Here is an 11276-nt window from a genome sequence, read left to right as displayed (position 1 = left end):
ACGCCCGGTTACATTCCGAACCCGGAAGCTAAGCCTTTCAGCGCCGATGGTACTGCAGGGGGGACCCTGTGGGAGAGTAGGACGCCGCCGAACAAATATTGGGCCCCGGTCTCCGCACTTTGTGCGGGGCCGGGGCTTTTCTGCGTTCAGCGGCCGAGCGCCGGCACCCCTGTGTACGGGCCCACCCGTGCTGACGGTAAAGTCAGGGGGCATCGTTGGCACGTTCCCCAGGAGGCCCCGGGTGGAGGTACAGGAGACCCGCGTTCAGACGGACCGGGTGCTCACCATCCCCAACATCCTGAGCATGGCTCGCCTGGTCGGCGTACCGCTCTTCCTGTGGCTGATCCTCCGCCCCGTCTTCGATGGGCCGAATAGCGATGGCTGGGCTCTCCTGGTACTGATGCTCAGCGGTGTCAGCGACTATCTCGACGGCAAACTCGCCCGTCGATGGAACCAGATCAGCAGCCTCGGACGCCTGCTCGACCCTGCTGCGGACCGGCTCTACATCCTTTCGACGCTCCTCGGGCTCACCTGGCGCGAGATTCTCCCTCTGTGGTTGACGATCGCACTATTGGCCCGTGAGCTGATGCTGCTGGTGATGGTGGGAATCCTCCGCCGGCACGGCTATCCCCCGCCTCAGGTGAACTTCCTCGGCAAGGCCGCCACGTTCAACTTGATGTACGCGTTTCCGCTCCTTCTGCTCAGTGACGGGGACGGGTGGCTTGCATCACTCGCTGAAGTTTTCGGGTGGGCGTTCGCCGGATGGGGTACAACTCTCTATTGGTGGGCAGGGATCCTCTATGTGGTCCAAGTCCGCCGACTTGTCAAGGCGGATGCCACAGCCGATTGAGCCTGTCCCTCTGGTGTGCGGCGCAGCAACGGAGCGCGCCCCGAAGACCAAGACGGCCAGTTACCGGATGGGTGAAGTCGGCTAGACCGTCGTCTCTGCAAGGAGGACGCTTCCGACATGAAAGCCGTTGTGATGGCTGGTGGTGAAGGCACGCGCCTTCGCCCCATGACCTCGAGCATGCCCAAGCCACTCCTGCCGGTGGCCAACCGGCCGATCATGGAGCACGTGCTGCGGCTGCTCAAGCGGCATGGGCTCACTGAGACCGTTGTTACCGTGCAGTTCCTCGCCTCGCTCGTAAAGAACTACTTCGGCGACGGCGAAGAGCTCGGCATGGAGCTCACCTATGCCAATGAGGAGAAGCCACTCGGCACCGCGGGGAGTGTCAAGAACGCCGAGGAGGCGCTGAAGGACGACGCCTTCCTCGTCATCTCCGGTGACGCGCTCACCGACTTCGACCTGACCGACCTCATCCGGTTCCACAAGGAAAAGGGCGCCCTCGTCACGGTGTGCCTGACCCGGGTGCCGAACCCGCTCGAATTCGGCATCACCATCGTGGACGAGGAAGGAAAGGTGGAGCGATTCCTGGAGAAGCCCACCTGGGGACAGGTCTTCTCGGACACGGTGAACACCGGCATCTACGTCATGGAGCCGGAAGTCTTCGACTACGTCCAGCCGGACGTCCCCGTCGACTGGTCCGGCGATGTCTTCCCGCAGCTGATGAAGGAAGGCAAGCCGATCTACGGCTATGTCGCCGAGGGCTACTGGGAGGACGTCGGCACGCACGAGAGCTATGTGAAGGCCCAGGCCGACGTCCTTGAGGGCAAGGTCGACGTCCAGCTCGACGGCTTCGAGATCTCGCCCGGCGTGTGGGTCGCCGAGGGTGCCGAGGTGCACCCGGACGCGGTTCTGCACGGGCCCCTGTACATCGGGGACTACGCCAAGGTCGAGGCCGATGTGGAGATCCGCGAGCACACCGTCGTCGGGTCGAACGTGGTGGTGAAGAGCGGCGCCTTCCTCCACAAGGCGGTTGTTCACGACAACGTCTACATCGGGCAGCACAGCAACCTGCGGGGCTGTGTGATCGGCAAGAACACCGACATCATGCGGGCCGCCCGCATCGAGGACGGCGCCGTCATCGGCGATGAGTGCCTCGTCGGTGAAGAATCGATCGTTCAGGGCAATGTACGGGTCTATCCGTTCAAGACGATCGAGGCCGGCGCCTTCGTCAACACGTCCGTCATCTGGGAGTCGCGCGGACAGGCGCACCTCTTCGGGGCCCGCGGCGTCTCCGGCATCCTCAACGTGGAGATCACGCCCGAGCTGGCGGTCCGGCTCGCGGGCGCCTACGCCACGACCCTGAAGAAGGGCGCGACCGTCACCACGGCGCGAGACCACTCCAGGGGTGCGAGAGCGCTCAAGCGGGCGGTGATCTCGGCGCTGCAGGCCAGCGCCATCGACGTACGCGACCTGGAGAACGTACCGCTGCCCGTCGCGCGTGAGCAGACGGCTCGTGGCAGCGCCGGCGGCATCATGATCCGGACGTCGCCCGGGGTGCCCGACTCCGTGGACATCATGTTCTTCGACGAGCGGGGCGCGGACCTGTCGCAGGGCGGGCAGCGGAAGCTGGACCGCGTCTACGCGCGCCAGGAGTACCGGAGGGCCTTCCCCGGCGAGATCGGCGACCTGTCCTTCCCGTCCAGCGTCTTCGACTCGTACACCGGGTCCCTGCTGCGCAACGTCGACACGACGGGCATCGCCGAGGCGGGCCTCAAGGTGGTCGTGGACGCCTCCAACGGCAGCGCCGGGCTCGTTCTGCCGAGCCTCCTCGGGCGGCTCCAGGTGGACTCGCTGACGATCAACCCCGGACTCGACGAGTCCCGGCCCACGGAGACGGCCGAGTCCCGGCGCGCCGGGCTCGTACGGCTCGGGGAGATCGTGGCCTCGGCGCGGGCGGCCTTCGGTGTGCGGTTCGATCCGGTCGGCGAGCGCATCTCGCTGGTCGACGAGCGGGGCCGGATCATCGAGGACGACCGGGCCCTGCTGGTCCTGCTCGACCTGGTGGCCGCCGAACGGCGCAGCGGACGGGTCGCGCTGCCGGTGACCACGACGAGGATCGCCGAGCAGGTCGCGGCGTACCACGGCACGCAGGTGGAGTGGACGACCACGTCGCCGGACGACCTGACCCGCGTCGGCCGCGAGGAGTCGACCATCTTCGGCGGTGACGGGCGCGGCGGCTTCATCGTGCCCGAGTTCAGCAGCGTCTTCGACGGTACGGCGGCGTTCGTGCGGCTGATCGGGCTGGTGGCCCGTACGCAACTCACGCTCAGCCAGATCGACGCGCGCATACCCCGCGCTCATGTGCTGCGGCGCGACCTGGCCACCCCGTGGGCGGTCAAGGGTCTCGTGATGCGGCGGGTCGTGGAGGCGGCCGGGGACCGGCACGTCGACACGACCGACGGAGTACGGGTGGTGGAGGCCGACGGCCGGTGGGTGATGGTGCTGCCCGACCCGGCGGAGGCCGTCACCCATCTCTGGGCCGAAGGGCCGGATGACGCGTCCGCGCAGGCACTGCTCGACGAGTGGGCCGCCGTGGTGGAGAGCGCCGGTCGCTGACGTCCTGGGATGGATCCTGAGGGGATCCTGATACGGATGTGCCGGGAGGTGCCCACGGGCGCCCCCGGCACACCGGTGGGGCCATTCGGCGGTAGCAGCCGCGACGTGCGACGATGTGCGGCATGTCGCAGCAGCCCCCCGTTCGGAGCACAGGTTCCCCGCCTCCGCGTCCCGACGCGTCCATGTCGCTGCTGACCAATGTCATGGACCACGCGCTCGACGACGGGTACGCGGAGGCCTCGGCACGCCGCACCGCCGAGGGCGGCGGTCTGCCGCGCACCCTGCGGGCCAAGCTCGGGCTCGCGGCGGGGCTGGTACTGGCCGCCGCGGTGGTCACGCTCGGCGCCGCGCAGGCGCAGATCTCGGCCCCGGTCGTCGCCAAGGAGCGCGAGGAGCTCATCGACCGGATCGAGTCGGAGACGACCGCGGCCGACAAGCTCGAGGAGCGGATCGAGGCGCTCCGCACCGAGGTGGGGGAGCGCCAGCGCAAGGCGCTGCAGGAGCACGGCGGGGACCAGGGGGAGCTCGTGGCGCTGCTTTCCGGGGCGACGGAGGTACGCGGCCCCGGCGTCAAGCTGGTCGTCGACGACGCCAAGGACACCGAGCAGGGCGGCGACGGGCCGCGTGAGAGCAGCGGTTTCGCGGACACCGGGCGGGTGCGCGACCGCGACATGCAGCGCGTGGTCAACGGGCTGTGGCAGTCGGGCGCCGAGGCGGTCGCGATCAACGGGCAGCGGCTGACCGCCCTGTCGGCGATCCGCGCGGCGGGCGACGCCATACTGGTCGACAACAAACCGCTGGTGCCGCCGTACACGGTGCTGGCGGTGGGGGACGGGAAGAAGCTGAGCACCGCGTTCCAGGACAGCCCCGACGGGCAGTACCTGCACGCGCTGCAGGAGAACTTCGGTATCCGTACCAGCATTTCGGATCAGGGTGAGGTGCGCCTGCCGGCCGCGTCGAGCCTGATCGTACGCACAGCAGAGCCGAGTCCCGCCGGAGCCGGCACGGATGCCGGGCGGGGCGCGGCCGACACAGGGAAGGGCACATCTTGATCGCCGTACTGGGCCTCGTCGTGGGAGTCGTGGTCGGCCTGTTCATCCGGCCCGAGGTGCCGGCGGTCGTCGAGCCCTACCTGCCGATCGCCGTCGTGGCGGCGCTCGATGCGGTCTTCGGAGGGCTGCGGGCCATGCTCGACGGCATCTTCGTCGACAAGGTCTTCGTCGTCTCCTTCCTCTCCAACGTCGTCGTGGCGGCGCTGATCGTGTTCCTGGGCGACAAGCTCGGCGTCGGCGCGCAGCTGTCCACGGGCGTGGTCGTGGTGCTGGGCATCCGCATCTTCTCCAACGCCGCCGCCATCCGGCGGCATGTGTTCCGGGCGTGAGGCCGATGAGCGAGAACGAACCGACTCCGCACGAGAAGCCGGCTCCCCCGCCGACTCCGGGGGAGGGTGACCGGGGGCCGCAGAGCCCGGAGCCGCGGCGGCCGGAGCCCCAGCGGCCGGAGCCCCAGCGGCCGGGGCCGCCGGCTCCGCAGGCCGTGCCCCCGCAGGAGCTGCCGCCCGAGGTGAAGAGCCCGGAGGCGGACGGTCCGGAGCCGCCGTCGCCGGCGGCGGCGCAGCCGTACGCCGCCGAGCCCGGCCCCGGCCGGCCCGCCGATCCGGAGATGACCGGGCGGCAGCGGCTCGCGGCCGGGCTGTGGCCGCCGCGCGTCACGCGCGCCCAACTCATCGTGGCCGTACTGCTTTTCGTCCTCGGCCTGGGTCTCGCCATCCAGGTCCGCTCGACCAGCGACAACAGCGCCCTGCGCGGCGCCCGCCAGGAGGACCTGGTGCGCATCCTGGACGAGCTGGACGACCGGACGCAGCGGCTGGAGGCCGAGAAGGCGCGCCTGGAGGACCAGCGCACCGAGCTGGTGAACAGCTCCGACCAGGCGGAAGAGGCGCGCAAGCAGACCCAGGAGAAGGAGCGTCAGCTGGGTATCCTCGCCGGTACGGTGGCGGCGCAGGGTCCCGGGATCACACTCACCATCGACGACGGCGCCGGGGCGGTCGAGCCGGACATGCTGCTGGACGCCGTCCAGGAGCTGCGCGCGGCGGGCGCCGAGGCGATCCAGGTCAACGACGTCCGGGTCGTCGCCGACACGTACATCTCCGGTGAGGCCGGGGACATCGAGGTGGACGGCCGGAAGATCGGCGCACCGTACCGCTTCAAGGTCATCGGGAAGCCCCAGGACCTGGAGCCCGCGCTGAACATCCCGGGAGGTGTCGTGCAGACGCTGGAGAAGGAGCAGGCCACCGCGTCGGTGACCAGGTCCGAGAAGATCGTCGTGGATGCCTTGCGAGCGGCGGAGCGGCCTCACTACGCTCGGTCGTCATCGCAGTGAGGCGGGGGTGCATGGGGGCCGCGAGACAAGGGCATGAGGTTGCGGGGGGTCGGCGCATCACCCGCATGGTGCGTGGTGGAAACTGTCCGGAGGATACGGACGTTGTGAGGGTGTCCGGGTCGGCAGGTGTGTTCAGTCAGGGTTCGTCCTGCCCCACGGGCGGGTCTGTTTCGGTCAAGGGGAATCGCCCGTGAAGTTGTTTGCGAAGTTGTTCGGCAAGAGCGCACGCGAGGACGGCAGCAGTGCCAAGCACCGCGCGTCGCGCCACGCCCAGAATGAGGAGCAGGGCGGCGAGCGGCCGCTGTTCCGCGATGAGGTCGCCGGTCCGGGCGGTGTTCCCGGGGGGCAGGGCGCGTCTGTTGACCCTGCTGGTTCCGGCCGCATAGGTTTCGGGGAACCATCGACCTCGAGTACGGGCGGAGACTCGTCCATGCCGGTTTGTACGAGGTGCGGGCACCGTAACGCCGAGGCGAGCCGGTTCTGCTCCAACTGTGGCGCCCCGCTGCGTCCGGGTGTCCCGGCGGAGCGCGCGTCCGAGACGACGTCGACGATCTCGATCTCGGGCCTGGAGGCGTACGACTCCGAGGCCACCGGTCAGACGCAGCTGCCGTCGCTGTCGCCCGAGGCGCAGGCGGCCGTGGAGGCGCTGCCGCTCGGTTCGGCGCTCCTGGTGGTGCGTCGCGGGCCGAACTCGGGCAGCCGCTTCCTGCTGGACTCCGACCTGACGACCGCGGGCCGTCATCCGCAGAGCGACATCTTCCTCGACGACGTGACGGTGTCGCGGCGTCATGTGGAGTTCCGCCGGTCGCCGGAGGGCAGCTTCACGGTCGCGGACGTCGGCAGCCTCAACGGCACGTACGTCAACCGCGAGCGGATCGACTCGGTGGCGCTGTCCAACGGCGACGAGGTGCAGATCGGCAAGTACCGGCTGGTCTTCTACGCGAGCCAGCGGGGCGTGTGACCCGGCAGGGGAGGCGCATGCCGCGACCACCGACGGGCGGTGCCGGACACGGCACCGCCGGGGCGGCCGACCAGCTGGTGAGCATCGGGACGGTGCTCACCCGGCTGCGGGAAGAGTTTCCCGAAGTGACCATCTCCAAGATCCGTTTCCTGGAGGCGGAGGGTCTCGTCGAGCCGCAGCGGACGGCTTCCGGATACCGGAAGTTCAGTCCCGCGGATGTGGAGCGGCTCGCGCGGATCCTGCGCATGCAGCGGGACCACTACCTGCCGCTCAAGGTGATCCGCGAGCACCTCGACGCCCTGGAGCGCGGGGAACAGGTGCGGCTGCCCGCCCCGACCCCCGGTGGACCGCGCGAGTCGGTGGACGCCGGCCCGTGGGAGCCGGACTTCGACATGCCGACGGCGGCCAGGATCGGCCGTGCGGAGCTGCTCGCGGCCGCCGGCGTCGGCGAGGACGAGCTCGCCGAGTGGGAGTCGTACGGGCTGATCACGCCCGTGGCGGACGGCGCGTACGACGCCGAGGCGGTGACCATCGCCAAGCTCGTCGCGGAGCTGGGCGGATTCGGTCTGGAACCGCGCCATCTGAGGGCCGTGAAGGCCGCCGCCGAGCGCGAGGCCGGGCTGGTCGAGCAGGTCGTCGCGCCGCTGCGCCGGCACCGGAATCCGCAGACCAGAGCGCATGCGGAGGCGACCGCGAAGGAGCTCGCGGCCCTGTCCGTACGGCTCCACGCGGCGCTGCTGCAGACGGCTCTGGGTGTCCGGTTGCACTGACCTCCGTGGGGTCCGGAGGGGCCCCGACTACCCAAACCGGTCCAGCACGTCCTAGGGTTGCAATGTGAACGAGCTCGATGTTGTCGGTGTCCGGGTGGAAATGCCGTCCAACCAGCCGATCGTGCTCCTGCGTGAAGTGGGAGGCGACCGGTACCTCCCCATCTGGATCGGTCCCGGGGAGGCGACGGCGATCGCCTTCGCCCAGCAGGGCATGGCCCCTGCGCGGCCGCTCACCCATGACCTCTTCAAGGACGTCCTGGAGGCCGTGGGGCAGGAGCTGACCGAAGTCCGGATCACGGATCTGCGGGACGGGGTCTTCTACGCGGAGCTGGTCTTCGCCAGCGGTGTCGAGGTGAGCGCCAGGCCGTCCGACGCCATAGCGCTGGCCCTGCGGACCGGTACGCCCATCTACGGAAGTGACGGGGTGCTGGACGACGCCGGGATCGCGATCCCGGACGAGCAGGAGGACGAAGTGGAGAAGTTCCGCGAGTTCCTCGACCAGATCTCGCCCGAGGACTTCGGCACCAACAGTCAGTGACCCGGCCGCCTTCGGTGACGCCGCGCGGTGAGTCCGCGGCGGCGTCGGCCGGGTTTCGCCGCTCCGAGCGGTGACGCGCCCCGCCTTCAGCGCATTCGGTGAGGTGTTCCCGGAAGAGGGACACGACAAACCACCCTCAGGGTGATTATCACTCGGCGTGCCGAGTGTGGCGATCGTTGACGCACCCCGGGTGACTGCCTACCGTCGAGATGGCAGGTCAAGGACGGAGGGTCGGCGTGATGAGCAGCGGCGACGGTGCGGTTGGGGGTATCCCCGGACGAAGTCCGGGGCAGAGCGGGCCGTATCCGCTTCACGGAAACGCGTCCGTCCACGGGGTGGTTCAGCAGGAGTCGGCCGATCCGGCGGCCGACGTCATCGGATACCGGGGCCCGACCGCCTGCGCGGCGGCCGGCATCACCTACCGGCAGCTCGACTACTGGGCCCGTACGGGCCTCGTCGAGCCCAGCGTGCGGCCCGCGTACGGGTCGGGGACGCAGCGGCTCTACAGCTTCCGCGACGTCGTCGTCCTCAAGATCGTCAAACGGTTCCTGGACACCGGGGTCGCGCTGCAGAACATCCGCACCGCCGTCCAGCACCTGCGCGCCCGGGGCGATCGCGACCTGGAGCGCATGACGCTGATGAGCGACGGCGCCACGGTGTACGAGTGCTCGTCGCCCGACGAGGTCGTCGACCTCCTCCAGGGCGGTCAGGGTGTCTTCGGGATCGCCGTGGGCGTCGTGTGGCGGGATGTCGAGGCGGCGCTGTCGCAGCTGCACGGGGAGCGCGTCGACACCGGCGAGACGCTCATCGGGCACAATCCGGCCGACGAGCTGGCGCGGCGCAGGCGCGACCGGGCCGTGTGACGGCGGCGTGGCCGCGTTGCCGCGTGGGCTCCCGCGTGGGCTCGCACGTGCGTGCGGGCGATTGTCAGTGGCGTAGGGCAGCATCGGTGATGTGAGAGCCGCGCCGACGATTCTGCATCTGGACATGGATGCCTTCTTCGCCGCCGCCGAGCAGGCGGCGAAGCCGAGCCTGCGCGGAAAGCCCGTGGTGGTGGGCGGCCTCGGGCCGCGCGGGGTCGTCGCCACCGCCTCGTACGAGGCGCGGCGCTTCGGGGTGCACTCGGCGATGCCGATGGCCCAGGCGCGGCGGCTGGCGCCGAACGCCGCGTACCTGGTGCCGCGCTTCACGCTCTACCGGGCGGTGAGCGACCAGGTCATGGAGCTGTTGCGGCGGCTGTCGCCGCTGGTGGAGCCGCTGAGCCTGGACGAGGCGTTCGTCGACCTGGAGGCGGGCGAGGCGGGCGGTACGGCCCGGGACGCGGCGACCGCGCGGGCGACCGGGGAGCGGCTGCGCGCGGACATCCGGGCGGTCACGGGGCTGACCGGCTCCGTCGGCCTCGCGGGCTCCAAGATGCTGGCGAAGATCGCGTCGGAGCAGGCGAAGCCCGACGGGCTGGTGCTCATCGAGCCCGGGACCGAGCGCGAGTTGCTCGGGCCGATGTCGGTGCGGATCCTGCCGGGAGTCGGCCCCGCCACCGGCGAGCACCTGCGGCGGGCCGGGATGACGACCGTGGCCGACCTGGCGGAGGCGGGCGAGGACGAGCTCGTACGGCTCCTGGGCAAGGCGCACGGGGCCTCGCTGTACCGGATGGCCCTGGGGCACGACGACCGGCCCGTGGTGGCCGAGAGGGACGCCAAGTCCGTCTCCGTCGAGGACACCTTCGACGTGGACCTGCACGACCGCGTGCGGGTGCGCCTGGAGGTGGAGCGTCTGGCCGACCGGTGCGTGCGGCGGCTGCGTGGCGCCGGGCGCTCCGGGCGGACGGTGGTGCTCAAGGTGCGCCGGTACGACTTCTCGACGCTGACCAGATCCGAGACCCTGCGCGGCCCGACGGACGACCCCGCGGTGGTGCGGGAGGCGGCGGCCCGGCTGCTGGAGTCCGTGGACACCACGGGCGGCGTGCGGCTGCTGGGCGTGGGCGTGACGGGGCTCGCGGACTACACCCAGGAGGACCTGTTCGCCCAGGCCGCCCTGGTGGAGGCTCCGGCGGGTGCACAGGGCGACGCGGCCCCGGAGCCGCAGGAACCGGCGGCAGGAGCAGGGGCAGGCGGGGGCGAGGGCGGTGAGCCGGGGGCCGCGGAGGACGCCGGCGGGGAGCGCAGGTGGATGGCCGGGCAGGACGTACGGCACGCGGAGTACGGGCCGGGGTGGGTGCAGGGCAGCGGGGTGGGGCGCGTGACCGTGCGGTTCGAGGAGCCGGGCTCGCCCCCGGGCCGGGTGCGGACCTTCCGGACCGACGACCCGGACCTGGAGTTGTCGGACCCGCTGCCGCTGGTCGCGGGGGAGGCGGCGGTGGAGCGGGCACCGTCGCCCTGAAGGACGGGCCCGACGGGTCGGACGCCCCAGGGGTCCGCGGCCTGCGGGGCCGCCATACCGGAGCCTGGCGTACTGGGCGTGTCCGGCCGTCGGTACCGCGAGTTCCGGAAGACGCGTCAGCCGTCGCGGCCGGCCAGGTCGCCGAGGCCGGGGTCCGGGTCCGGCGGAGACGGGAGCTCCAGGCCGTAGTGGTGGTAGAGCTGGAGCTCCTGCTCGGGGGAGAGGTGGCGGCCCACGCCGAAGTCCGGGGCGTCCTTGATCAGGGCGCGGTCGTACGGGACGTGCAGGCCGTCGTCGGCGAGGTCGCTGGGGGCCAGGGGGACGAAGGCGTCGCGGCCGAAGAGGCCGGTACGGACGGCGGCCCACTCGGGGACGCCCGTCGCGTCGTCCAGATACACCTCGTCGACGGTCCCGATCTTGTGGCCGTTGCGGTCGTAGGCCTTGCGGCCGATCAGGCTCCGCGGATCGATATCGGTCTGCACGGTCCCTCCAACAGGTCGCACCCGCTCGCAACTGCGCTACATCACTACGAAAGTGCACATCGGTGACGTCGGCCACTCGAGGGATCGGGCCCGGACCTCGCTGGTAGGCTGGCAGACGGCTGTTGACCCCATGCGGGAGAGTCCTTCGGAGAAACCTTTCGGAGGCGCCGAAGGAGCAAATCCTCCCCGGAATCTCTCAGGCACCCGGTACCGCATGGACGAGGTCACTCTGGAAAGCAGGGCGGGCGTCGGACGGCATCCGCTCTCACCGACGGTGAAAGCCGGGCGGCCCCCCGTGGCG

At 70.5% G+C, this 11276-nt stretch carries 11 protein-coding genes, 1 rRNA gene and 1 riboswitch; of the genes, 11 read left to right on the top strand and 1 reads right to left on the bottom strand.

The window, feature by feature from the left end:
* The 11 genes from rrf to AB0A69_RS15340 all read left to right on the top strand — a co-directional run.
* Positions 1-93 (top strand): 5S ribosomal RNA (rrf, locus tag AB0A69_RS15390); the annotation flags it as partial.
* 148 nt (positions 94-241) lie between these two features.
* Entirely contained in the window at positions 242-850 is a 609-nt protein-coding gene (locus AB0A69_RS15385) for a CDP-alcohol phosphatidyltransferase family protein (protein WP_361420778.1), read from the top strand.
* Between the two features lie 117 nt (positions 851-967).
* Positions 968-3463: a mannose-1-phosphate guanyltransferase gene (locus AB0A69_RS15380; protein WP_355367142.1), complete on the top strand. Its 2496-nt coding sequence runs from the start codon at positions 968-970 to the stop codon at positions 3461-3463.
* A gap of 122 nt (positions 3464-3585) precedes the next feature.
* Entirely contained in the window at positions 3586-4515 is a 930-nt protein-coding gene (locus tag AB0A69_RS15375) for a DUF881 domain-containing protein (protein ID WP_361420775.1), read from the top strand.
* On the top strand, positions 4512-4844 hold the full coding sequence (locus AB0A69_RS15370; protein WP_064068997.1) for a small basic family protein: 333 nt from the start codon (positions 4512-4514) through the stop codon (positions 4842-4844). The genes AB0A69_RS15375 and AB0A69_RS15370 overlap by 4 nt, the downstream gene beginning before the upstream one ends.
* A 5-nt stretch (positions 4845-4849) precedes the next feature.
* Positions 4850-5845 (top strand): DUF881 domain-containing protein, encoded by a 996-nt coding sequence (locus AB0A69_RS15365; protein WP_361420772.1) that lies wholly within the window; start codon positions 4850-4852, stop codon positions 5843-5845.
* An 82-nt stretch (positions 5846-5927) separates the two neighbouring features.
* A complete protein-coding gene (locus AB0A69_RS15360) occupies positions 5928-6806 on the top strand; it encodes an FHA domain-containing protein (protein WP_361420822.1) in 879 nt (292 codons plus the stop codon).
* A 17-nt stretch (positions 6807-6823) separates the two neighbouring features.
* Positions 6824-7576, top strand: coding sequence for a MerR family transcriptional regulator (locus AB0A69_RS15355; protein WP_361420769.1), 753 nt, complete (start codon positions 6824-6826; stop codon positions 7574-7576).
* Positions 7577-7640: 64 nt separating this feature from the next.
* Positions 7641-8114 (top strand): bifunctional nuclease family protein, encoded by a 474-nt coding sequence (locus tag AB0A69_RS15350; RefSeq protein WP_033327106.1) that lies wholly within the window; start codon positions 7641-7643, stop codon positions 8112-8114.
* A gap of 239 nt (positions 8115-8353) precedes the next feature.
* Positions 8354-8977 (top strand): MerR family transcriptional regulator, encoded by a 624-nt coding sequence (locus tag AB0A69_RS15345; RefSeq protein WP_361420766.1) that lies wholly within the window; start codon positions 8354-8356, stop codon positions 8975-8977.
* A 91-nt stretch (positions 8978-9068) separates the two neighbouring features.
* Positions 9069-10493: a DNA polymerase IV gene (locus AB0A69_RS15340; RefSeq protein ID WP_361420763.1), complete on the top strand. Its 1425-nt coding sequence runs from the start codon at positions 9069-9071 to the stop codon at positions 10491-10493.
* 116 nt (positions 10494-10609) lie between these two features.
* Here the strand turns inward: AB0A69_RS15340 and AB0A69_RS15335 are convergent, their stop codons facing one another.
* Positions 10610-10975, bottom strand: a complete 366-nt coding sequence (locus tag AB0A69_RS15335) for a PRC-barrel domain-containing protein (protein ID WP_361420760.1) — start codon at positions 10973-10975, stop codon at positions 10610-10612.
* Positions 10976-11098: 123 nt separating this feature from the next.
* A riboswitch (glycine riboswitch) is annotated at positions 11099-11198 on the top strand.
* Positions 11199-11276: the final 78 nt, after the last annotated feature.

The sequence above is a fragment of the Streptomyces sp. NPDC045431 genome (genome assembly GCF_040646655.1).
Taxonomy (GTDB): Bacteria; Actinomycetota; Actinomycetes; order Streptomycetales; family Streptomycetaceae; genus Streptomyces.
This window is presented reverse-complemented; position numbering and strand designations above follow the sequence as displayed.

Excerpts from the sequence above, each read along its gene's own strand:
- AB0A69_RS15380 (WP_355367142.1), top strand. The coding sequence starts at position 968 with ATGAAAGCCGTTGTGATGGCTGGTGGTGAAGGCACGCGCCTTCGCCCC.
- AB0A69_RS15375 (WP_361420775.1), top strand. The coding sequence starts at position 3,586 with ATGTCGCAGCAGCCCCCCGTTCGGAGCACAGGTTCCCCGCCTCCGCGT.
- AB0A69_RS15365 (WP_361420772.1), top strand. The coding sequence starts at position 4,850 with ATGAGCGAGAACGAACCGACTCCGCACGAGAAGCCGGCTCCCCCGCCG.
- AB0A69_RS15355 (WP_361420769.1), top strand. The coding sequence starts at position 6,824 with ATGCCGCGACCACCGACGGGCGGTGCCGGACACGGCACCGCCGGGGCG.
- AB0A69_RS15345 (WP_361420766.1), top strand. The coding sequence starts at position 8,354 with ATGAGCAGCGGCGACGGTGCGGTTGGGGGTATCCCCGGACGAAGTCCG.